At 68.0% G+C, this 21,417-nt stretch carries 22 protein-coding genes; 11 read left to right on the top strand and 11 right to left on the bottom strand.

Features of this window, described 5'->3' with window-relative positions; all coding sequences use genetic code 11:
- The 9 genes from AC4D2R_RS11670 to AC4D2R_RS11710 are packed head-to-tail and all read left to right on the top strand — an operon-like array spanning position 1 to position 10,639.
- Positions 1-510 (top strand): hypothetical protein, encoded by a 510-nt coding sequence (locus AC4D2R_RS11670; protein ID WP_490940124.1) that lies wholly within the window; start codon positions 1-3, stop codon positions 508-510.
- On the top strand, positions 507-2,648 hold the full coding sequence (locus tag AC4D2R_RS11675) for a TRAP transporter permease (RefSeq protein WP_490940125.1): 2,142 nt from the start codon (positions 507-509) through the stop codon (positions 2,646-2,648). The genes AC4D2R_RS11670 and AC4D2R_RS11675 overlap by 4 nt, the downstream gene beginning before the upstream one ends.
- On the top strand, positions 2,645-3,871 hold the full coding sequence (gene lhgO / locus AC4D2R_RS11680) for an L-2-hydroxyglutarate oxidase (protein ID WP_490940126.1): 1,227 nt from the start codon (positions 2,645-2,647) through the stop codon (positions 3,869-3,871). The genes AC4D2R_RS11675 and lhgO overlap by 4 nt, the downstream gene beginning before the upstream one ends.
- On the top strand, positions 3,868-4,773 hold the full coding sequence (locus tag AC4D2R_RS11685; protein ID WP_490940127.1) for a dihydrodipicolinate synthase family protein: 906 nt from the start codon (positions 3,868-3,870) through the stop codon (positions 4,771-4,773). The genes lhgO and AC4D2R_RS11685 overlap by 4 nt, the downstream gene beginning before the upstream one ends.
- Complete coding sequence (locus tag AC4D2R_RS11690) at positions 4,773-5,546, top strand: SDR family oxidoreductase (RefSeq protein ID WP_490940128.1); 774 nt, start codon at positions 4,773-4,775, stop codon at positions 5,544-5,546. Before AC4D2R_RS11685 ends, AC4D2R_RS11690 begins: the two co-directional genes overlap by 1 nt.
- Before the next feature lie 14 nt (positions 5,547-5,560).
- Positions 5,561-6,427, top strand: coding sequence for a fumarylacetoacetate hydrolase family protein (locus tag AC4D2R_RS11695; protein WP_490940129.1), 867 nt, complete (start codon positions 5,561-5,563; stop codon positions 6,425-6,427).
- Positions 6,428-6,476: 49 nt separating this feature from the next.
- Complete coding sequence (locus AC4D2R_RS11700; protein ID WP_490940130.1) at positions 6,477-7,697, top strand: CaiB/BaiF CoA transferase family protein; 1,221 nt, start codon at positions 6,477-6,479, stop codon at positions 7,695-7,697.
- A 4-nt stretch (positions 7,698-7,701) separates the two neighbouring features.
- Entirely contained in the window at positions 7,702-8,889 is a 1,188-nt protein-coding gene (locus AC4D2R_RS11705) for an acyl-CoA dehydrogenase family protein (RefSeq protein ID WP_490940131.1), read from the top strand.
- 7 nt (positions 8,890-8,896) lie between these two features.
- The gene (locus tag AC4D2R_RS11710; RefSeq protein ID WP_490940132.1) at positions 8,897-10,639 is read left to right on the top strand and encodes an IlvD/Edd family dehydratase; all 1,743 of its coding nucleotides are present in this window, start codon (positions 8,897-8,899) and stop codon (positions 10,637-10,639) included.
- Here the strand turns inward: AC4D2R_RS11710 and AC4D2R_RS11715 are convergent, their stop codons facing one another.
- From AC4D2R_RS11715 to AC4D2R_RS11755, 9 genes are all read right to left on the bottom strand, one after another.
- Positions 10,640-11,215: a dihydrofolate reductase family protein gene (locus AC4D2R_RS11715; RefSeq protein WP_490940133.1), complete on the bottom strand. Its 576-nt coding sequence runs from the start codon at positions 11,213-11,215 to the stop codon at positions 10,640-10,642. It abuts the gene before it with no gap.
- Positions 11,212-12,234 (bottom strand): PHP domain-containing protein, encoded by a 1,023-nt coding sequence (locus tag AC4D2R_RS11720; protein WP_490940134.1) that lies wholly within the window; start codon positions 12,232-12,234, stop codon positions 11,212-11,214. The genes AC4D2R_RS11715 and AC4D2R_RS11720 overlap by 4 nt, the downstream gene beginning before the upstream one ends.
- 81 nt (positions 12,235-12,315) lie before the next feature.
- Positions 12,316-13,260 carry a hypothetical protein gene (locus tag AC4D2R_RS11725; protein WP_490940135.1) on the bottom strand — a complete coding sequence of 315 codons (945 nt, stop codon included), beginning with the start codon at positions 13,258-13,260 and terminating at the stop codon, positions 12,316-12,318.
- A gap of 37 nt (positions 13,261-13,297) precedes the next feature.
- On the bottom strand, positions 13,298-13,507 hold the full coding sequence (locus AC4D2R_RS11730) for a hypothetical protein (protein WP_490902923.1): 210 nt from the start codon (positions 13,505-13,507) through the stop codon (positions 13,298-13,300).
- A 116-nt stretch (positions 13,508-13,623) separates the two neighbouring features.
- Entirely contained in the window at positions 13,624-14,838 is a 1,215-nt protein-coding gene (locus AC4D2R_RS11735; protein ID WP_490940136.1) for an MFS transporter, read from the bottom strand.
- 79 nt (positions 14,839-14,917) lie between these two features.
- Positions 14,918-15,826 carry an NAD-dependent epimerase/dehydratase family protein gene (locus AC4D2R_RS11740; protein WP_490940137.1) on the bottom strand — a complete coding sequence of 303 codons (909 nt, stop codon included), beginning with the start codon at positions 15,824-15,826 and terminating at the stop codon, positions 14,918-14,920.
- Positions 15,827-16,056: 230 nt separating this feature from the next.
- Entirely contained in the window at positions 16,057-16,857 is an 801-nt protein-coding gene (locus AC4D2R_RS11745) for an ABC transporter ATP-binding protein (protein ID WP_490940138.1), read from the bottom strand.
- Positions 16,854-17,975, bottom strand: a complete 1,122-nt coding sequence (locus tag AC4D2R_RS11750; RefSeq protein WP_490940139.1) for a putative F420-0 ABC transporter permease subunit — start codon at positions 17,973-17,975, stop codon at positions 16,854-16,856. The genes AC4D2R_RS11745 and AC4D2R_RS11750 overlap by 4 nt, the downstream gene beginning before the upstream one ends.
- Complete coding sequence (locus AC4D2R_RS11755) at positions 17,972-18,958, bottom strand: putative F420-0 ABC transporter substrate-binding protein (protein ID WP_490940140.1); 987 nt, start codon at positions 18,956-18,958, stop codon at positions 17,972-17,974. The genes AC4D2R_RS11750 and AC4D2R_RS11755 overlap by 4 nt, the downstream gene beginning before the upstream one ends.
- A gap of 262 nt (positions 18,959-19,220) precedes the next feature.
- Between AC4D2R_RS11755 and AC4D2R_RS11760 the strand changes: the two genes are divergently transcribed.
- Positions 19,221-19,634, top strand: a complete 414-nt coding sequence (locus tag AC4D2R_RS11760; RefSeq protein WP_490940141.1) for a nuclear transport factor 2 family protein — start codon at positions 19,221-19,223, stop codon at positions 19,632-19,634.
- A 183-nt stretch (positions 19,635-19,817) separates the two neighbouring features.
- Here the strand turns inward: AC4D2R_RS11760 and AC4D2R_RS11765 are convergent, their stop codons facing one another.
- The gene (locus tag AC4D2R_RS11765) at positions 19,818-20,417 is read right to left on the bottom strand and encodes a TetR/AcrR family transcriptional regulator (RefSeq protein WP_490940142.1); all 600 of its coding nucleotides are present in this window, start codon (positions 20,415-20,417) and stop codon (positions 19,818-19,820) included.
- 62 nt (positions 20,418-20,479) lie between these two features.
- Positions 20,480-21,085: a TetR/AcrR family transcriptional regulator gene (locus tag AC4D2R_RS11770; RefSeq protein ID WP_490940143.1), complete on the bottom strand. Its 606-nt coding sequence runs from the start codon at positions 21,083-21,085 to the stop codon at positions 20,480-20,482.
- A 209-nt stretch (positions 21,086-21,294) separates the two neighbouring features.
- On the opposite strand from AC4D2R_RS11770, the gene AC4D2R_RS11775 reads away from it, so the two are divergent.
- A partial coding sequence (locus AC4D2R_RS11775; RefSeq protein ID WP_490940154.1) for an SDR family NAD(P)-dependent oxidoreductase occupies positions 21,295-21,417 on the top strand: 123 nt, incomplete at its 3' end.

Raw genomic sequence — 21,417 nt, forward strand, 5'->3', positions numbered from 1 at the left:
ATGCGCAGGCCACCCGCCATCCTCGTCGGCCTCGGCTTCCTCGTCGCGGCCGGCGCCGGGGCGGTTTCCGCTGCGGCCGGGGAGTCCGCCGCGGGACGCTCGATCGTCATTTCCGGCGACGAAGGCGAGCTGGCGCGGGTCCGGCTCGCCGGTGACTCATTCGCCGTGAGCTACCGCAATTCCATTTACGGAACCCTCGCGGAGGAACGCTACACGGTTCTGCCCAACGGGGCCTACCGCCTGGAGCAGCTCGCCGCGGAGCAACTCGCCGTACTGGAGGAATATTACGCAATCCCGGGACCGGCGGCCCGCGCCGGCGCGGGCGACCGCCGGGAGTGGACCGCTGAACCGGACCCCGCCCATCCGGTTGAACTTGAGGAACTTTCCATCGCGGCGACCAACCTCGGGCAGCGCACGCTTCACCTTCCAGGCTCGCCGCCGCTGGAGCTGTGGCGGCTCGTTGGCAACACCAGCCCGTTCGTCGTGCTAACCATCAAGGAGTCCCCATGACCAAGCGACCCAGCCGCGACGGGGGCGTGAAGGCGCCCGGGCGCCGGCGTTCCTCACGCACCGGGGCGAGCGCCGCCGGCACGAACCCGAGCTCCACCTCCGACCCGGAAGACCCGGAACTCCCCGGGACACTGAAAACCAAGGATTCCCCAGACGCCATCGACGAAGAAGCGCTGATCGCCGAGTTTGAAGCCGAAAAACCGGCGCGGCACCTCAGCGGAATTCCTTTGCTCATCGTGCGGGCCGGAGGCGTCGCACTTTCCCTTTTTGCCCTGTACTGGGTGTTCAACCCGATGGCGACACAGTTCTACCTCCCGGCGTTCCTGATGGTGGGCCTGTCATTGACCTTCCTGGTGTACCGCGGCTGGGGCAGGTCGACCGCGGCGAAGGAGATGGGAGCGGACAACCCGCATGTCCTTGACTGGGCTCTTGCGGTTGTGGCAATCGTCCCGTTCGCCTACATCATCTCCGACTGGGACTCGTTCTTCCGAAGGGCAATCACCCCCACCTATCTCGACCTCGCAATGGGCGCGATCGCCATCCTGGTATCCCTGGAAGCGGCCCGGCGCACCGTGGGCATCCTCGTCCCGCTGGTCGTTGTAGCGTTTTTCGCTTATGCGTACTGGGGTCCGTATTTTCCGGCGCCCTTCGGGACGTCGTCGTTTGGGTGGATACGGCTCATCGGACACAACGTCATGGGCACGCAGGGACTGTTCGGGGTGCCCACGGATGTCGCGGCGACCTACATCATCCTGTTCACGATCTACGGTGCGGTCCTCGGCGCTTCCGGAGCGACGAAGTTCTTCATCGACCTCTCCTTTTCCGCCTTCGGGCAGTCAAAGTCGGGTCCCGGACGCACAGTGACAATGGCGGGTTTCCTCCTTGGCACCGTTTCGGGCTCCGGTGTTGCGACGACGGTGACCCTGGGCGGCATCTCCTGGCCGCTGCTGAAGAAGGCCGGCTATCCCAAGGAGCACGGCGGCGCGATCCTCGCCGCCGCGGGCATCGGGGCCATCATGTCCCCTCCGACCCTCGGTGCCGCGGCGTTCATCATCGCGGCGCTGCTCGGGGTGTCGTACCTGCAGGTTCTGATCTGGGCGACGATCCCCACGCTTTTATACTATTTCGGCATCATCCTCGCCATCGAAATGGACGCCCGCCGGTTCAAGACGAAGAGCGTGGCGATCGACGTGAAGCCGGTCGGCCGCCTGCTGCTGCGCTTCGGCTACCACTTCAGCTCCCTGATCGCGATCGTGGTGTTCATGGCGCTGGGCATGACGCCGTTCCGCGCGGTTGTGTTCGCCACGGGTTTGGCATTCGTCCTGAGCTTCCTCGACCGCGAGTCCTGGATGACGCCCCGGCGCATCTGGGACGCCCTCGCCGCGGGCGCGACGGGGGCGCTCTCGGTCATTCCCGTCATGGCGGTCGCAGGGCTCATCGTCGGCATCATGACCCTGACCGGCCTGGGCCTGAAGCTGGCGGGCATCATCGTTGATTTCGCCGGAGGGAGCCTGCTGCTCACGGCGATCTTCTCAGCGATTTCAGTGATCCTGCTCGGCCTCGCCGTGCCGGTGACGGCAAGCTTCATCATTTCGTGGGTGATCATTGGTCCCGCACTGCAGGATGTGGGTGTGGCTCCCTTCGCCGCGGCGATGTTCATCTTCTACTATTCGGTGCTCAGCGAGGTCTCCCCGCCCACGGCGCTCTCACCCTTCGCCGCCTCGGCCATCACCGGCGGCAAACCCATCAAGACCATGTGGCTCACCTGGCGCTACACCCTCTCGGCCTTCCTTGTTCCGTTCATCTTCGTTCTCTCCGGCCCCGGCATCGGACTGCTGCTGCAGGGCGGCGTCGGCACCGTCCTCCTCGCGCTCGGCGTGTCGACGCTCGCTGTGGCGGCGTTGGCCGTCGCAACGGGCGCCTGGCTGCGGGGACCCGCGCGCTGGCCCGAACGAGTGCTCTTGGGGCTCGGCTCCCTTCCGCTGCTCACCCTCGAAGCGGGCTATATCGGGGCCGGGCTCGCCGTCATCGCCGTTGGCGTCGTCATCCACCTCATCGGACTGAAGCTGCACCGCGGGGGCGAGTCCGCCGACGCAGACGTCGAGGCCCCGGCCGCTGCCCCCAGGGAGGCCCGGTGAACCGGACGCGCTACGCGGTGGTGGGAGGCGGCATTGTCGGCGCCGCAGTGGCCCGGCGGCTGCTCCAGGTCCAGCCCGACGCGCAGGTGACGATCCTCGAGAAGGAACCGGGCCTGGCGGCGCACCAGACGGGGCGGAACAGCGGGGTGGTCCACGCCGGGCTGTACTACACCCCCGGCTCACTCAAGGCCCGGCTGTGCCGCACGGGAGTCGCCCTGCTCCGGGAGTACTGCGGCGGACGGGGGCTGGCCTACGACGAGTGCGGCAAGGTGCTCGTGGCCCGCGACGCCGTCGAGGAATCGCGCCTCGGTGACATCATGGCGCGGGCGGGCGCCAATGGAGTCCCGGGGGTCAGGCGTCTCACCGCCGGCGAACTCCAGGAGATCGAACCGCACGTCCGGGGCACCGCGGGCCTCCACTCCCCCACCACGGCAATCGTCGACTACAGTGCGGTCACGCGCGCCCTGGCGGAGGACGTCGAAGCGGCCGGCGGAAGCGTCACCACCTCCTTCACCGTTACCGGCCTTCATGAACGTGGTCCGGAAACACTTGTCAGCGGGCACTCCTTCGGCCAGGACGCCGCCGAGGCCTACGACGCCGTCATCATCTGCGCGGGCCTGCAGACCGACCGCGTGGCCAGGCTCGCCGGCGACGGCGACGACCCGAAGATCGTCCCCTTCCGCGGGGAGTACTATCTCCTGCGCCCCGACCGGCGCCACCTCGTGAACGGGCTCGTATATCCGGTGCCCGATCCCCGGTACCCGTTCCTCGGGGTCCACCTGACCCCGCGCGTCGACGGCGAGGTGATGGTGGGCCCCAACGCCGTCCTCGCGCTGGCCCGCGAGGGCTACCGGTGGACTGACGTCTCCCTGCGGGACCTTCGGGAAACCGCCGCCTGGCCGGGCTTCCGCAGTTTCGCCCGGCAACACTGGCGCACCGGGGCCGCGGAAATGGCCGGCTCGCTCAGCAAGTCCGCTTTTGTCGCAGCCGCCCGCCGGTACGTTCCCGAACTGACGGCCGACGACGTCGTTCCCGGCCCGCGCGGCATCCGCGCCCAGGCTCTGGCGCGCGACGGCTCCCTGGTGGATGACTTCCGGATCAGCCGGCGCGGTTCGGTGCTCAGCGTGCGGAACGCCCCCTCGCCGGCGGCGACCTCTTCGCTGGCCATCGCCGAGCACATTGTCTCCCTCGCACTTGACCGAAAGGACACCTCCTCCCGATGATCGCACCTCCATCTCCGCTCGACCCCGGCCTGTGGGGCGTCCTCGCCACGCCGTTCAGCGGCAGCGACTACGCCGTCGACACCAGCTCACTGCGCAGGGAGGTGCAGCTCTACACTTCCCTTTCGGCAACCGGACTCGTGGTGCTCGGCGTTTTCGGGGAAGGGGCGTCCCTTGACTCCGACGAGCAGGCGCTCGCCGTGGGCGTGGTCGCCTCGCGGGCAGGAGAAACGCCGCTGGTCGTCGGACTTTCGGCACGCTACACCGCGGCGGCCGTGGAACAGGCACGGACCGCGGTGCGCGCGGCCGGTAGGAACCTGGCCGGGCTGATGGTTCAGGCCCACAGCCCGGATCCGGCCGTCCTTTCCGCCCATCTCAGGGCGGTCCACGACGCCACCGGAGCCGGGATCGTCCTCCAGGACTACCCAGTGGCCTCGGGCGTGAAGATCAGCCCGGCGTCGATCCTCGCGGTGATCGGGCAGTGCCCGTTCCTTGTCGCGGTGAAGTCCGAAGCCCCGCCGACCGCAGCAGCGATCGGCGAGCTGACCGCCGGTACGTCCCTGCCCGTGTTCGGCGGCCTGGGCGGGGTGGGCCTGCTCGACGAACTCGCCGCCGGCGCCGCCGGGGCAATGACCGGTTTCTCCCATCCCGAGGGGCTCCAGGCGGCGCTGGCAGGGTGGGCGGAGGGGGGCTTTTCCGGAGCGCACGAGGCCTTCGCGCCGTGGCTGACGCTGGTCAACTTCGAGGCCCAGCCCGGTGTGGGGCTGGCGCTGCGCAAGGAAATCCTGCGGCGCCGCGGCGTCATCGACGAAGCCCTCGTCCGGCCGCCGGCGCCTCCCTTGCCGCCGGGGCTCGCTGAACTTATCGACGCCCACCTCGGGGCCGTCCCCACGCAGGTGCGCTGATGGACACCGGACTGCGAGGGAAAAACGCGCTCGTGCCCGGATCGAGCTCGGGCATCGGGCTGGCGATCGCCCAGTTGCTTGCCGCCGAGGGGGCGAACGTCGTCCTCGCCGCACGCCGCAGCGACGTGGTGCGCACCGAAGCCGCCCGGCTTCCCTCGGCTGTCGGCATCGGGCTCGATCTCACCGACGAAGACGCCCCGGCGGCACTCGTCGAAGCTGCCGAGAACGCGTTCGGCCCGGTCGACGTGCTGGTGCTGAACAGCGGCGGCCCGCCGCCCGGCGGCGCAGCGGAGGCCACCGCTGAGCAGGCCCTTGACGCGGTGCAGCAGCTCCTGCTCCAGCACATCCGCCTCGCCTCCCTCGTGCTGCCGGGGATGCGGGAGCGCGGCTGGGGACGCATTGTCGCGGTGGGCTCGAGCGGCGTCCAGCAGCCGCTGCCAAACCTGGCGCTTTCGAATATCGGCCGGGCGGGGCTTGCGGGATACCTGAAGACCCTTGCCGCCGAAGTCGCGGCCGAAGGGATCACCGTGAACATGGTGCTTCCCGGCCGGATCGACACCGACCGGGTAGCCTCACTCGACGCAGCAGCTGCCCAACGCACCGGCCGCACGCCCGAGCAGGCGCGCGCCGCCTCCGAGCAGACCATCCCCGCCGGACGCTACGGAACACCCGGAGAGTTCGCCGCCGTGGTCACCTTCCTTGCCGGTGTCCCCGCCGCCTACGTCACCGGAGAGCAGATCCGCTGTGACGGCGGTCTGGTCCGCAGTTTCTAACAGATTGGACGCCCATGTTCACCAGCACCCTCCATCTCTGCTCCCTCCGCGGGGAAACGGGTGAGTTCGCCGCGATCGTGCACCCACGCCGCGGCGCCGCGCTCATCCGGGACCTCCTTGGCGGCTTCACCGGCGATGTCCTCGATGTGCTCGCCGGTAACCGCCTGGAGGAACTTGATGCCGCGGCGGAGGCGGCCGACGACGGCGTCTTCAGGGACGCCGGGTCGGCGGACTTCGGCGCCCCCTACCGGCACCCGCGCATGCTGTGGGGCATCGGGTTGAACTATGTGGAGCACGCGTCGGATCTCGCCGAGGGGGTGCCGGAGGAGCCGGCGTCGTTCATCAAGGGCGACCACACGATCATCGGGCCGGGTGAGGACATCCCGATTCCCTGGCAGAGCGAGCGCACCACCGCCGAAGCCGAGGTGGGGGTGGTCATTGGCCGGTACTGCCGCAACGTTGAGCCGGAGGACGCCCTCGACTACGTCGCCGGCCTGGTTCCCGTGCTGGACCAGACCGCCGAGGACATCCTGCAGCGCAATCCGCGGTTCCTTACCCGGTCGAAGAACTTCCCCGGATTCTTCTCCTTCGGCCCGCGGATCGTGCCGCTGGCCGAGGTGGTGGAGGCGGCCGGGTCGCTTGCGGGAATCGAGGTTTCCACCGTGGTCAACGGCGAGGTCCACCGCAGCAACACGGTCTCCCACATGCGCTACGATCCGGCGTTCCTTATCAGTTTCCACAGCAAGGTCATGCCGCTGTACCCCGGAGACATCATCTCCACCGGAACCCCCGGCGCCGTCCACATCCGGCCGGGCGACATCGCCGAGTGTAGGGTGAGCGGGCTGGGGACCCTGCGGAACCCGGTGACGGGATCCGCATGAACCGCGCTGTGCCGGCACCGGGCAGGGCCACGACCGAGGAGGACGTTAGGTGAGCAGCAGCACCGAACCGGGATCCCTCCGGCCGGGACCGCTGGCCGGGATCCGGGTTGCGGATTTTTCACGGGTGCTCGCCGGGCCGTTCGCATCCATGATGCTTGCCGACCTCGGCGCTGACGTCATCAAGATCGAAGGCCCGGCCGGGGACGACACAAGGAACTGGGTTCCGCCCGTCGACGAGCACGGCGTCGGAACCTACTTTTCCAGCGTGAACCGCAACAAGCGCTCCGTGGTGTGCGATCTCCGCACCGAGGCAGGCCTCGCTGCAGCACTGGAACTGGCCCTTGACGCCGACGTGGTGATCGAGAATTTCCGGCCGGGCGTCATGGAGCGGTACGGCCTGGACTACGAGGCCATTCGTGCCAGGCACCCCGGCGTCATCTACTGCTCCATCACGGGTTTCGGCAGCACCGGAGGGGCACGCCTGCCCGGTTATGACCTCCTGGTCCAGGCCGTCGGCGGATTGATGAGCGTCACCGGTGCCGAGGACTCGGAGCCCAGCAAGGTCGGTGTGGCCCTCGTGGACGTCGTAACCGGGCAGAACGCCGTCGTGGGAATCCTTGCCGCCCTGAGGCACCGGGAACAGACAGGCCGGGGGCAGCGCGTGGAGGTCAACCTGCTCTCTTCGCTGCTCGCCGGCCTGGTCAACCAGGCTTCAAGCACGGTGACGACCGGCGAGGCCCCCCAACGGATGGGCAACGCCCACCCGAGCATCGCGCCGTACGAGACGCTCAGGACCGCCGATGGACCGCTCGCTGTGGCCGTCGGCAACGACCGCCAGTTCGAGGACCTCGTGCAGGTGCTCGGCCTTCCGGACCTGGCCGGTGATCCCCGGTTTTCCGGCAATGCCAACCGCGTCGCGAACCGGGACGAGCTGAAGCTCCTCCTTGAGAAACGCCTTCAGGAGAAGCCAGCGGCCGAGTGGTCCGGCGCCCTCAGCGCTGCGGGTGTTCCTGCGGGCAAGGTCAACTCGATCGTCGAAGCGCTTCAGCTGGCTGAGGATCTTGGCCTGGCCCCCGTCGTTGAGATCAGCGACGCCTCCGGCTCGCGGACCAGCCAGCAGGTGGCGAATCCGATCGAGCTCTCCGAAACCCCTGTGAGCTACCGGCGGCTGCCACCGCTGCTGGGCGAACACACTGGTGCAGCCTTTCAGCCCCGGAAGGCGCCCACCCCAGCGGCGGGCCCCTCCAGCCAACCCACCACCGGAAAGTAGCACCATGACCGAGATCTCCGAAACCATCGATACAACTGAAGCAGCCGACCTCGTCGGCCTCGATTCCCTGCTCTCGGCGGAGGAGATCGCCCTCCGCGGAAGGGTCCGCGGTTTCGTGGAAACGACAATCCGTCCAAACATTGCCCGGTGGTACGACGCCGCGGAGTTCCCCCTCGAGATCGTCGCCCCGATGGCCGAACTCGGACTGCTCGGCATGCATATCAAGGGGTACGGCTGCCCGGGGCGCAGCTCGGTGGAGTACGGGCTCGCCGCGCTCGAACTCGAGGCCGGGGACTCCGGCCTGCGCACGTTCGTCAGCGTCCAGGGGTCCCTGGCGATGAGCGCCATCGCCAAGCACGGGTCCGAGGAGCAGAAGAACCAGTGGCTGCCGCGGATGGCGGCGGGAACCGTGATCGGGTGCTTTGGGCTGACCGAACCGACCGGCGGGTCGGACCCGGGAAGCATGCTCACCTTCGCCCGGCGCGACGGGGACGACTGGGTCCTCAACGGGGCAAAGCGCTGGATCGGCCTGGCCAGCGTGGCGCAGGTTGCCATCATCTGGGCGATGACCGATGACGGCGTCCGCGGCTTCATCGTCCCCACCGAGACCCCGGGCTTCCGGGCCACGGACATCACCCAGAAGCTGTCGATGCGCGCCTCCATCCAGTGCGACATCGAACTCACCGACGTCCGCCTCCCGGCCGAGGCCATGCTGCCCTACGCCAAGGGCCTGCGCGGCCCGTTCGAATGCCTCAACGAGGCCCGGTACGGCATTGTCTGGGGTGCGATGGGGGCCGCGCGCGACAGCTATCTTGCCGCGCTGGGCTACTCCCGTGAGCGCATGCAGTTCGGGAAACCGCTGGCCGGATACCAGCTCACCCAGGAAAAACTCGTCAACATGGCCCTCGAGATCAACAAGGGGATGCTCCTGGCGCTGCAGCTTGGCCGGTTGAAGGACGCCGGAACCCTCCAACCCCACCAGATCTCGGTGGGAAAGCTCAATAACGTCCGCGAGGCGATCAACATCGCGCGGGAGGCCCGGGCAATGCTCGGGGGCAACGGCATCACCCTCGACTACTCGCCGATGCGGCACGCGAACAACCTCGAGAGCGTGCGCACCTACGAGGGCACGGATGAGGTGCACACGCTCATCCTGGGCAACCACATCACCGGCGTCCCGGCCTTCCGGTGAGGCGCCGGTGAGCACCGGACAGGGGATCCGCGGCGGGCTGACCAGCTACGGCGACGCGGAGTTCTCGCTGTTCCTGCGCAGGGCCTTCATTAAGGGCGCCGGGTACTCCGACGACGCGCTGGACCGCCCGGTCATCGGGATCGTCAACACCGGCAGCGGCTACAACCCGTGCCACGGGAACATGCCGGCGCTGCTCGAGGCGGTGAAGCGCGGTGTCATGCTTGCCGGCGGCCTGCCTGTCGAGTTCCCCACCATCTCGCTCCACGAGAGCTTCTCCCAGCCCACGAGCATGTTCCTGCGGAACCTCATGTCAATGGACACGGAGGAGATGATCCGGGCCCAGCCCATGGACGCCGTCGTGCTCATCGGCGGGTGCGACAAGACGGTGCCGGCCCAGCTGATGGGGGCGGCGTCCGCCGGCGTTCCGGCGGTAGCGCTTGTCACCGGATCGATGCTGACGGGCAGCCACCGCGGCACCAGGGTGGGCGCGTGCACCGACTGCCGCGCGTTCTGGGGGCGGTTCCGGGCCGGCGGGATCGGCAGGGCGGAGATCGACGACGTCAGCTCCCGGCTGGTGGGCAGTGTCGGCACCTGCTCGGTCATGGGCACCGCCAGCACCATGGCCTGCCTGGCCGAGGCGATGGGCATCGCCCTGCCGGGCAGCGCGAGCGCTCCCGCCGTCAGTTCGGACCGGGCGCGGATCGCCGAACGGACGGGCACCGCCGCCGTCGCCCTCGCCGGCCGGGGCCCGGGGATGGACCGCATCCTGACGAAGGAAGCGTTCGAGAACGGCCTCCGGGTGCTGCTGGCCATCGGCGGATCGACGAATGCGCTCATCCACCTCACCGCAATCGCCGGGCGCGTCGGGATCCGCATTTCCCTCGACCGGCTCGACGAACTGAGCGCCGGGACCCCGGTACTCGTGGATCTCAAGCCCTCCGGGGGGCATTACATGGAGGACTTCCACCGCGCCGGCGGGGTGCCCGCCGTCCTACGCGAGCTGGGCTCCCTGGTGCACCTCAACGCGCTGACCGTCACCGGCCGCACCCTGGGCGAGGAGCTCGACGACACAGGCCCGGGCTTCCCGCAGGACATCGTGCGCCCGCTGTCCAACCCCGTCTATGCCGAGGGAAGCATTGCGGTGCTGCGGGGAAACCTCGCTCCCGGCGGGGCCATTATCAAGCAGTCTGCGGCAACAGCCCTGCTGCTTGAGCACACGGGACGCGCCGTTGTCTTCGAGGGCACCGCGGACCTTGCGGCACGGATCGACGATGAGGACCTCGACGTTGACGCCTCGGACATCCTCGTGCTGATGAATATCGGGCCGGTGGGGGCACCGGGAATGCCGGAGGCGGGCTACCTCCCGATCCCGAAAAAGCTAGCGGCACGCGGCGTGAGGGACATGGTGCGCCTCTCGGACGGGCGGATGTCGGGCACCGCCGCCGGGACGATCGTCCTGCACATCACCCCGGAGTCCGCCGTCGGCGGTCCGCTGCGGCACGTGCGCACCGGCGATCGCATCACCCTCAGCGTCCGCAGGCGTCTGCTCCGGCTCGAGGTGTCGGATGAGGAGCTGGCCCGCAGGGAACGACGGGCCCGGCCGGGCCGGCCGCCGGCGGCGGAGCGCGGCTACCGGAAGCTGTTCATCGAGGAAGTGACGCAGGCCGATGAGGGGTGCGACTTCCGTTTCCTCCAGGACATCACGCTGCCCGGAGCCGGCCGCGGCGGCCCGCCCGGGCCCGGCGTGTGATCAAGAGTTCCGTCCGTCCCCGTTCCCGTAGCGCAGGAGGACAACTCCGTTGCCGAAGGTCCGCGTCTGGAGGAGCTTCAGGAAGCTGGGGTCCTCGGACGGCGGGAACGGCGGCCTGCCGCGGCCGAGGATGACCGGGTGGATGTAGAACCGGTACTCGTCGATGAGCCCGAGCCGCGCGAAGGACGCGGCAAGGCCGCCGCCACCAAGGGCGAGGTGGCCGCCGGGCTGCGCCTTGAGTTCCCGGACCTCCTCGGGGACGACGTCGCGGACGATCGTGGTGTTCCATTCCGCGTGCTCGAGCGTTTTCGAGTAGACGATCTTGGGCATGTCCCGCCAGATGCGGGCGAACTCGGCCATGGGCCCGCTGATTGAGGGATCGGCGTCGGCCGTGGGCCAAAAGTCGGCCATCATCTCGTAGGCGACGCGCCCGTCGAGGAACGCGCCCATGGCTGCGAGTTCCTCGTTGAAGTGGGTGTGCACTTCGTCGTCGACGAGGTGCCAGTCGAGCTCCCGGTCGGGGCCTTCGAAGAAGCCATCGAGGGAGATCGAGGTCATCATGATGACCTTTCTCATGCCGTTCCTTTCGTCGTCCATTCCAGGAGCCGCTCAAGCGGCCAGGTGGTGATGACCCGTTCGGCGGGCACTCCGTTGCGGACGGCGCGTTCGGCGCCGTACTGGAGGAAGTCGAGCTGCCCGGGCGCATGGGCGTCACTGTCGATGCTGAACAGGCAGCCGGCGTCGAGGGCGAGCCGGAGGAGGTTGTCCGGCGGGTCCTGGCGTTCGGGCCGCGAGTTGATCTCCACTGCGACGTCGTTCTCGGCACAGGCGGCGAAGACCCGTTCGGCGTCGAAGTCCGATTCGGGCCGGGTTCCCCGGGAACCCTGCACGAGGCGTCCGGTGCAGTGGCCGAGCACGTTGGTGTGCGGGTTTCGGACCGCGCTGAGCATGCGCCGGGTCATTGTGTTCCGGTCGGAACGCAGCTTGGAGTGAACGCTCGCGACAACGACGTCGAGGCTCTCGAGCACCTGAGGTGATTGGTCAAGGTCGCCGTTCTCGAGGATGTCCACCTCGATGCCGGTCAGCAGGCGGAATCCGTTACTGTGCTCATTGATGCGTCGAACGACGTCGAGCTGGTCGGTGAGGCGTTCGGTGCTCAGCCCGTTGGCAATGGTCAGGTTGGGCGAGTGGTCGGTCAGGGCAAGGTAGTCCCGCCCCAGCAGGCGGGCGGCGGCCACCATCACCTCGATCGGGGAGCCGCCGTCGGACCAGTCGCTGTGGCTGTGCAGGTCGCCGCGCAGCGCCGCGCTCAGTTCGGTGCCGCCTGCAGCCAGCGGCTGGGCGCCGCGCTCCCGCAGTCCGGTGAGGTAGTCGGGGACCGCGCCGTCGACGGCCTGCCGGATGACCTCGAAGGTCCGCTCCCCGATCCCCTTGGTGCGTTTCAGCCGGCCGTTGCGGACCTGCTCGGCCAGCTCCTCCCGGCTCAGCCGTGCAATTGTTGCGGCCGCCTTCCGGAAGGCCTGCACCTTGAACGTGGGGGCGAGCTCGCGTTCAAGCCAGAAGGCGATCTCGTTGAGGGCGTCAACGGCATCCATTGCTACATCTTGCACCACCGAGTCAGCCGGAGTGGGAAAACGGCAAAGGTGGTATGGGCGGAATCACCGGTGTAGTCGGTGCTAGGACCCCTCGTACCATTCCAGGACCCGCAGCGCCCTGAGCGTATTCCACCGGCTGGGGCGGCCGTCGCCCTCCTCGAGCGGAAAGTGGACCTGCCCGGGGTGGGTGTTTTCCACGAGCCAGGTGCCGTCGGCCTGCTGTTTTGACTTCACCAGCCGGACCGCTTCGGCAAGGCGGGCATCGGGCGGTCCCCCCACGGAGCGGAAGTACTCAAGGGCACGGAGGACGTCGTAGTGCCACCGGGTGGGGAACGAGAACTGAAGCCAGGCCGGGTCGATGATCTCGCCGGTGCTCTTGCGCCGGAACAGCCGGCGTTCGAGGAGGTACTCCCCGCCCCGGCGCCGGGCTTCGATGGATTCCGCCGAGCCGCCGGTTGCCCGCTCGTGCTCAAGCAGCCCTTCGAGGACGTTGATGGTGGTTGCTGCGGACGAACGCACTGACCCGTGCACCGCCTCGCAGTTCCACCCGCCGTCGTCGAGCTGCTCGCCGACGAGGCGGGACACCACCGCGTCGACATCCTGGCCGAAGTAGGCGCCGAGCGCGACGGTCATCCCGTTGACGCACGGCTCGACCTCGCCGTCAAAGTACGGCTGGGAGCCTTCCTCCCAGCGGCAGTTGTCCCTGACCAGCTCGACCGTGCGGCGCACGGAATCGTTCCGCGGGTCGATTCCGAAGTCCCTCAGGAGCAGCAGGCTGTACGTGGTTGCGGTCCAGGGCTGGCCTTCGTCGTCGTCGGCGGCGGTACCCGCCTGCGCCGGGTAATACGCGCCCCCGGCCCACTGACCGTCCACACCCTGCAACGACAGGATCCGGGCGCCCCAACCTTCGACGGCAACCCGCGCCCGCTCCGCTGCCACAACTCCGGGTTCCGCGCCGGCAAGATCGCGGAGCGCCTGCCAGCGGAGGGAGGGATCAGATTCGAGCAGCAACTGCGGTGCTTTCATGCGCCGATTCTAGTTCCGCAGGCGGGGCGGCGCCTGGCTAGTCGTCGCGCTGGGTGAGGTACGTTGACCCGTCGGCGTTGCGCACAACCGTCCACTGCTGGAGCTCTTCGCGGCGGCGCTTCTGTGCTTCGTCGTCGCGGTAGACGATGGGGCCGGCGGTGGAGCCGCCCTGCGCGGGTCCGAAGAACATCCGGAGTTTGCCGGTCATTGCCATGAATCTCGAGGACAGGGGTTCCTTGTCGCTCATTCTCATCCCTCTATTCCAGTACGGGAAAGATGCTGCATCCATTGCTTAGTGTACTAACAATTAGAAGCACATCAAAACGGGCGTTGCTGGGACACAACCTTCCGCCCCTTGCAGCGTCAGCCCAGCGGCGGCCGGCGTTCCCGGCGGGTTCTCACGGCATCCGTCGCAAGGCTGAGAACAAGCCCGGCACCGAGCAGGACGACAAGCACGGCAGGCAGGATCACCAGCCCGGCACTGTCGAGCAGCAGGCCGCCGAGGAGCGCGCCGCCGCCGATTCCGATGTTGAACGCCGTCGTCTGCAGTGCCGCTGAAAGGTCACGGGCCCGGATGGAGGCGGTGCGCATCATGCGGGTCTGCAGCATTGCGGGAATTCCGCCGAATGCAGCCCCCCACACCATGAAGGCGATAAGGACGGCGGCAGTGTTCGACGCCGCCACGGCGAGGGTTGAAACAGCCGCCATGACCACCAGCACCGCTATGCCGAATCCCCTCCGCGGGAAGCGGTCCGCGGCGTAGCCGGCAACAAACAGTCCAATCAGGCCGGCTCCGCCGTAAAGGAACAGGAGCAGCGCGGTAGACCCTCGCTCGAAGGACGAAACGTCGGTGAGCCAGGGGACGATGTACGTGTAGAGGACGTTCTGCGCCGTCAGGAGGATCAGGATCACAACCGACAGGAGCAGGACTGCCTTGAAGCTGGGGTCACGGCGCAGGGGCACCCGGGCCTCACCGGCCTTGCGCTCCACATGGTGGCTGACCGGGGGAAGGAACCGAATGATGACCAGGGCGAGCAGGGCCACGGCGGCGCCGAGGATTGAAAATGCCGCGCGCCAGCCCAATGCGTTGCCGATTGCGGTTCCGACGGGAACGCCGAGCACGAACGCCGCCGATCCACCGCTGGCCGTGATGGCAATGGCCTTGCCCAGCTGACGGGCAGGCACAAGGTGTGCCGCGTAAGCGGCGACAACCGCCCAGAAGAGTCCGTGGGCCAGGCCGCCGAGGATCCGTGCCGCGACGAGCACACCGTAGGTCGGCGCGATGGCAGCCAGGACGTTTGCCGCCGCGATCACGACCAGCACCACGACAACAAGGGACTTCCGGGAGTACCGCTGCGTGGCCGCAGCCAGCGGGGTGGTGGCAACGACGACGGTTCCGGCGAAGACCGTCACGAGGTAGCCCGCGGTGGAGATACCGACGCCGAGGTCCCGGGCCATCGCCGGGAGCAGGCCCGTGGGCAGGAACTCGCTCGTGACGGAGACGAAAATCGCTCCGGCCAGGGCGATCAGCCCAACGTACGGAAAGGGTGCGGTGGTGGGCGTGGGGGAAGCAGGCAAGGCAAACCCGTCTTGGTCCGGGGGATTCGGGGGGCGTGCCCGGCTGCTGGAGCGCTGGTGGGCAGACCTGTTGCCCAGATTATCCCACCGGAGGGATCACCGGGATGAGGCCCCTCTTCAGCTCGAGCAGGAGGGAGGGCTCCCTGGCGGACCAGTCGAGCAGGTGGGCCAGGGGCCAGACGGAAACCTTGAGGTCGGTCCCCAGTGCCACTCCGGCAAAGCCCAGCGCCGCACGGGCCTGGTCGACGTCGAAATGTACCGGTGCGGCCGTTGAGCCCGCGGCCACCCCGACCGCCCGGGCCAGGTCGTGCCCCAGCACCGAGCCACCGGCGACGTCGAGAACGGTCCCAGCGGGCGCATCCTCAAGGGCGCTCACGTAGGCGCGGGCGAGGTCGTCCACGTGCACCGTGGGGATCTGGTTGGCGCCTTCGCCATGAACGAAGGGCGCATTGCCCGACGCGACATACCCGAGGTAGGCGGTCAGGAGGGCGCTTGCCCCGCCCCTGCCGTAGACGATTGCCGGGCGCACGACGACGGAGCGCACTCCGCGGGAGGCCGCGGCCCTTACCGCCTCCTCAAGCTCGGCCCGCAGCCGCTGTCCGGGGGATACACCGGTCAGCGGTTCCTCGGCACTCGCGAAGGGCCGGTCGGTTCCCGCATATACGCCAAGTCCACTGGTCAGCGCGAAGGGGCGCCCACTGCCCGCCAGTTCCTCGAGCAGCAGTCCCACTGCCGCGAGGTCATCCCCGGTTGGCCCCTGGAGGCCGGACACGGCGAGATAGACGACTGCGTCGGCGAGCGCCGCCTGTTCCCGAAGCACCCCGAGGCTCTGCAGGTCGCCGCGCACGAAGGCAACTCCCTCATCGGCCAGCTTTGCCTCCGATGCCGACGAGCGGGCCAGCACCACGGGTTCGTGGCCGCGCGCAAGGAGTTCGCGGGCGACAATGCGCCCGATGTAACCGGTTCCCCCGACCAAAAAGACCTTCATTTTCATCTCCGCCCGGCGGCCCGGAGGTCCAGGCGGCAGGGACGGATCTGCTTTCTCCGCGCCCGCCGGCTTAGCCTTCGAGGTTGCCTCATGTGGGTGAGGCGCCGGCCCTTCAGCCGGTGCGTCACCGTTTTTGTCTGATTCGTAAAAAATATCGAGCCTACCACGCAGTTCACCGCCGGGCGCCTCGAATGATCGGGAGAAGGCCAGGAGTGCCGCGGGTCGCGGCGTCATCCGAACGCGAACAGCGGACGCCCGGTGAGTGGGTTCTCAAGTTTCACCGACTCCACGCCGTAGACCTCCCGGATGAGTTCCGGAGTCAACGTACTGCCTGTCTCCCCGCTCGCAACGACGCGGCCACCCGCAAGAACAATGACGTGGTCGCAGAACGCTGCCGCAAGGTTGATGTCGTGAAGCGCCGCAACAACCGTTGACCCTCCGCGCGCAAGGACGCGCACGAGATCGAGGGTGCCCGCCTGGGCGCTGAGGTCGAGGTGGTTCGTCGGTTCATCGAGGAGGAGCACCTCCGTTTCCTGGGCAAGCGCGCGGGCGATGTGCACCCGCTGCCGTTCCCCGCCGGAAAGGGTGCCGAGCAGCCGGCTGCCGAATCCCGCCAGGCCGACCTGGGCGAGGCTGCGTTCGATGATGCGGTGGTCCTCGGGGGAATCCGGGGCAAAGGCAGCGCGGTAGGGCAAGCGCCCGAGCATCACGGCCTCGGCGACCCGGAGGGGGTTTTCGGATTCGGCCTGCTGGTCCACATACGCCAGCTGCTGCGCCCGCGCTCTCCGCTTCAGCGTGCGCGGGTTCCTTCCGGCGATGGTGAGGTGCCCGGCGGTGGGCTGCAGGACCGCCGCGAGCAGCCGGAGGAGCGAGGACTTGCCGGCACCGTTCGGCCCCAGCAGCCCCGTCACGGCCGATGCGGGAACCACGCAGTCGATGCCGGAGAGGATCAGGCGCCCGCCGGCGCGGTAGCTGATCCTGTGCGCCTGGAGCCCGGCGGCGTGCACCTCAGCGCCCTGCGGGGTGCTCACTGCTGGAACCGCCTTCGCCACAGCAGCACGGCGAAGACGGGAGCCCCGATCAAGGCCGTGATGATCCCTACGGGGATCTCCCGGGGGTCGAAGACCGTGCGGGCAAGGGTGTCGGCCCAGACCATGAACACCGCCCCCGCGATGGCGACAGCCGGCAGGAGGACCCGGTGGCGGGCTCCGGTCAGGAGGCGCACGGTGTGGGGAAGAATCAGGCCAATGAACCCGATCGAGCCGCTGACCGACACCATGGCCCCGGTGAGCAGAGCTGTGCCGGCGAGGAGGCTCCAGCGCACCGCAGGAACATTGAGGCCAAGCGCGGTGGCCGCGTGGTCCCCGAAGGAGAACCCGTCGAGGAGCCCGCCCGAGAGGATGATGGGGATCCCGGCGATCACGAAGGCAGCAGCAGTGATGGCGACCGATGACCAGCTGCTTCCGGCGAGCGAGCCAAGGAGCCAGTTCAGCACCTCCCGGTAGGAGTCCCCCTGCGCGGACCAGAAAATCACGAACGAGGTCAGTGCCGAGGCGGCCGACGATACCGCAAGTCCCGCCAGGACGGTGCGCGTTGGACTGAGGGTCCCCGCGGCGGCGGCAAGGCCCAGAGTGAGGATCAGCGCCGCCATCGCCCCGGCGAATGCCGCAATCGGGAGCACGACGGCAACGCCGAGCAGCAGCACCGAAACCGCCCCAAGGGAAGCTCCCGAACTAAGTCCGAGCAGGTAGGGATCCGCCAGCGGATTCCTCGTCAGCGCCTGCATGACGGTTCCGCTGAGGGCGAGTCCTGCCCCAACGAAAACCGCGGTGAGGAGCCTCGGCAGCCTCAGCTGCCAGAGGATGGCCTCCTGCACCGGCGAAAGCACCTCTGTTGACGCTTCGGCTCCCGCATCCCGGAGCCCAAGGCGGGCAGCCAGCGAGTCGGCGACCTGCGCTGGCGAGATGTCGGCCGGCCCGATCGCCAGCGCACCAAGCACCGAGGCGGCCAGCACGGCACCCATCACCGCGGACCACCCCGGGGCACCGAGGAGCCGCGGGCGTCCGGGCTGGACCGGGGCGCCGCCCTGCCCCTCGGCCGTGGCGGAACTTCCGGCGGACCGCGTCCGGGACTGTGCCGCGGTGATCATTGCGGGCCCAGCCGGCGGAGCTGGTCGGCAACGGAAACCGCCGTCTCAACACTGCGCACTCCCGCCTCCCCGCCCGCGAACGGCACCCGAACATACCGGGATTCCTTGACGGCGCGCAGCCCTGCCGTGGCCGGGTTCGTTCTCAGGTGTTCGATTTTCTGCTCGGCCGTGTTCCACGTGGCGTCGACGAGCACGATCACGTCCGGGTCGGCGGCGGCCACGGCCTCCCAGGACATGGTGCTCCACGAGTCCTGGATATCCGCAGCGACGTTGCGCAGCCCGGCCGCGTCCATCACGAGCTGGGGAGCGCCGGTCCCCGCGCCGACATAGGGCGACTTCTCGCCCGAGCTGTACCACAGGGCCGACATTCCCGCCCCCATGGGCGTGAGCGCTGCGAGCTCTTTGCGCTGCTTGGAGACCAGGCGGCCGGCCTCGTCTTCCACCCCGAAGATCCGCCCCATTTCGTCGATGTCCCTGAAAATGTCTTCGAAGGTCAGCGGATCGGGACGGTACCCCTCGGCCTTGCATGCCGAGGGCGAAACATAGGTGTTGATGCCGAGGGACTCGAGCCACGCGCGCTCCCCTGCGCCGTCCGGAGAGAAGTTCGACTCCCACCCTCCGTAAACGAGGTCCGGCTCCAGGGCGAGCGTGGCTTCCGGGCCCGGAAGCTGGTCGGAGAGCACAGGCGGCTTCGCCTCCGCATGCGCCGCGGGCAGCGGGCCGTCGGCGAAGGCGCTTCCCACGATCGTGCTTCCGACACCGAGGCCGAGCAGCATTTCCGTGGCGGTCGACTTGATCGTCACGACGCGCTCGGGGGCCGCCTCGAACGTCACCGGCGTTCCACAGTTGTCGACAGTCACCGGGTAGGTTCCGGAGGACCCGCTGCTCGACGGCGGGGCCGCGGGCTGCGCCGGTGCGGCGCACCCGGCTGCAAGAAGGACAAGGGCAAGGGCGGCGCGCATGGCCGCAGGGGTTGAAGGCATGGTGGTTCGTCCGTCGGGGGTACAGGGAACGCTCCGGTTGAAGCGCAGGGAGGGGAACCTCTCGTGACCCAGATCGGGGCCACCCTGTTCGACAGACGTGCCGACGGAGGTGCTTTTCGAGATTACCACCGATCCGACCTATTTACGTACCGAAGTGAATACAATTGGCCATCCGGGCGACGGGCGCATCGAGGCGCGCCGGCCCGTTTGCCGGTACGGCATGATTTTGACAGCTTGGTCAACAAGTTCCATTATTGACTATATGGTAAATAATGAAAACACCACTGAATCCCTCGTGACGCGCTTCCTCCAAGCGTTGGGCAGCAAGGACGCCGACGGCGTTGGGGCGCTCTTCGCCGACGAGATTGACTGGTACGTCCCCGGCCACCCCGACCTGCCCTGGACGGGCTCCCGGACCAAGGGCTCCGAGGTTGCCGACTACTTCCGGACCATGTGGCCCCACTTCGACCCCGCGAAGAGCACCGTCGAGCTCAACAAACTTGTTGTCTCGGGCGAGGACGCAGTCATTTTCGCAACTTTTGGGCACACGGCCCTCAGCACCGGCCGCTCCTGGGTGACCCCGGCCGTCCTGCACCTCGTAGTGGCCGACGGCAAGTTTGTCCGGATGCACCTCTCCGAAGACACCGAGGCCGTCACCAAGGCCTTTTTCAACTAGGTTCCAGGAATCATCGGCTCTGGAACAGTGGGCCGCACCCTGGCCTCGAAGGTCCGGTTGGCCGGGTTTGCTTTGCACCGGTTGACGCCGGCGGATTGAGGGACGGCGGGAAAATCCTCCCTCTTGACGGCCCACTCAACGGCCTTCACGCGCGGAAGGAGGACCTGCGCCGAGGCCAGCCCGTTAGGAAGAAGGGCGGGTGGGCATCATCACGTTGAGCGAGGTCAGGGCCACGGAGGTAAGTTCGGCCCTGCTGACGCCGGCGTTTCCCAGGACTTCCATCCCGCGGGTCAGCGCCAGGAAGAACGCACCAAGGGCAACGGGGTCGGCGTTGGGATCGACTTCCCCCGACTCCTGAGCCTCGACGATGCAATGCCTGTAGATTTCCTCGAGGTTCTTGAAGGCCTTGAGCGCCGACTTCGCAACCTCACTGTCGCGGTCCGCCAGCTCAACAGTCGCCTTCGTGAACAATGACCCGTGCGTTTTGTCGTCACTGAAGGTGATGGCCAGCTTCAGCAGATGCGCCCTGATGTTCTCGAGCGGGGTTGCATTGGCGTGCGCCAGAGCCTCATCGACAGCGGCCACCGCGTCCTCGGTTTCGGAAGTGAGAGCCCGCAGGAACAGTTCGCGCTTGCCGCCGAAGGCGTTGTAAAGGCTTTGCTTCCCCAGGCCCGTGGCAGCGACCAGATCTTCGAGGGTGGTGCCCCCATAACCATTGAGGGAGAACGCTTCGCTGGCGGAGGTTATGACATCGCTCTCGAGAAACTTCCTAGGCCGGCCCATGATCGCACCCTACCGGTTATTGACAAAATCGTCAAGAAAGGATTTCGGAAGATCCGCCCGCGTCACCTTGCCGCTTCGTACTGCGGGAAGGCGGCAAGGAACCGGTCGACGACGGGCATGAGTTCCTCGCGGGCTGCACCGCCCGCGGCCTGGACTGCGAGTCCCGCCGTCGCTGTCGTGAGATAGCGGGCGAGATCCGCGGCGTTCTCGGTCCGGGGCAGGTCTCCTGCGTCGATTCCCTCCTGGATGCGCTCGGCAATGCGTGCCTCCCCCGCCCTGCGGCTTGAGGAGAGGAAATCAACGATCGGCTGATCCTGCGGGTGTCCGGCCAGGCCTCCCTGGATGGAAAGACAGCCCGGGGGCCGGCCCGGCAGCGTGATCGCGATGACGTTGCCCCGCAGGTAGTGCTCGGCAACTTCCCGGACTGTCGGCTTGGCCAGGGCCTCTTCGACGTAGGCCATCTCGATTTTCGCGTACCGGTCGATGGCAAGCCGGAAGGTACCCTCCTTGTTCCCGAAGGCCGAATACAGGCTGGGCCTGCTGATGCTCATCGCCGTGGTGAGGTCCTCAAGGGTGGTGCCCTCATAACCCTGGCGCCAGAACACATCCACCGCCCGGTCCAGGGCCTCATCCATGTCGAACTCCCGCGGCCTACCTCTGCCTGCCATTACTGCCGTCCTTTAGCCGTTGCCCCAACCACTGAGTACAACCGTTTTCCACTCATATTCTTCCACGGCCCGCAGGAGGCAATGGGGGCGGAAACCTGAGAACCCGCAGGTTCCCGTTGCGCAGAGGATCCGGTGGCTGGGAATAATCACGACCTCTGAGTTATTGTCTGTACCGTAAAGAACATAATTACAACGCAAGGAATTCCCCCATGTCCGAGAACACCAGCCTCACCGGCAAGACCGCCCTCGTCACCGGCGGCTCCCGCGGCATCGGAGCCGGCATCGCCCGCTCCCTGGCCGCCCGGGGCGCCACCGTCGCCCTGACCTACTGG

It is taken from the genome of Arthrobacter sp. TJ-217, assembly GCF_058269255.1.

Bases quoted from the DNA above. Each gene is read 5' to 3' on its own strand.
- AC4D2R_RS11720 (WP_490940134.1), bottom strand. From the start codon at position 12,234: ATGGATGCCGTTGACGCCCTCAACGAGATCGCCTTCTGGCTTGAACGC.
- AC4D2R_RS11725 (WP_490940135.1), bottom strand. From the start codon at position 13,260: ATGAAAGCACCGCAGTTGCTGCTCGAATCTGATCCCTCCCTCCGCTGG.
- AC4D2R_RS11755 (WP_490940140.1), bottom strand. From the start codon at position 18,958: ATGCCTTCAACCCCTGCGGCCATGCGCGCCGCCCTTGCCCTTGTCCTT.
- AC4D2R_RS11670 (WP_490940124.1), top strand. From the start codon at position 1: ATGCGCAGGCCACCCGCCATCCTCGTCGGCCTCGGCTTCCTCGTCGCG.
- AC4D2R_RS11760 (WP_490940141.1), top strand. From the start codon at position 19,221: ATGGTAAATAATGAAAACACCACTGAATCCCTCGTGACGCGCTTCCTC.
- AC4D2R_RS11695 (WP_490940129.1), top strand. From the start codon at position 5,561: ATGTTCACCAGCACCCTCCATCTCTGCTCCCTCCGCGGGGAAACGGGT.
- AC4D2R_RS11750 (WP_490940139.1), bottom strand. From the start codon at position 17,975: ATGATCACCGCGGCACAGTCCCGGACGCGGTCCGCCGGAAGTTCCGCC.
- AC4D2R_RS11705 (WP_490940131.1), top strand. From the start codon at position 7,702: ATGACCGAGATCTCCGAAACCATCGATACAACTGAAGCAGCCGACCTC.
- AC4D2R_RS11770 (WP_490940143.1), bottom strand. From the start codon at position 21,085: ATGGCAGGCAGAGGTAGGCCGCGGGAGTTCGACATGGATGAGGCCCTG.
- AC4D2R_RS11715 (WP_490940133.1), bottom strand. From the start codon at position 11,215: ATGAGAAAGGTCATCATGATGACCTCGATCTCCCTCGATGGCTTCTTC.
- AC4D2R_RS11685 (WP_490940127.1), top strand. From the start codon at position 3,868: ATGATCGCACCTCCATCTCCGCTCGACCCCGGCCTGTGGGGCGTCCTC.
- AC4D2R_RS11730 (WP_490902923.1), bottom strand. From the start codon at position 13,507: ATGAGCGACAAGGAACCCCTGTCCTCGAGATTCATGGCAATGACCGGC.
- AC4D2R_RS11690 (WP_490940128.1), top strand. From the start codon at position 4,773: ATGGACACCGGACTGCGAGGGAAAAACGCGCTCGTGCCCGGATCGAGC.
- AC4D2R_RS11765 (WP_490940142.1), bottom strand. From the start codon at position 20,417: ATGGGCCGGCCTAGGAAGTTTCTCGAGAGCGATGTCATAACCTCCGCC.
- AC4D2R_RS11675 (WP_490940125.1), top strand. From the start codon at position 507: ATGACCAAGCGACCCAGCCGCGACGGGGGCGTGAAGGCGCCCGGGCGC.
- AC4D2R_RS11740 (WP_490940137.1), bottom strand. From the start codon at position 15,826: ATGAAGGTCTTTTTGGTCGGGGGAACCGGTTACATCGGGCGCATTGTC.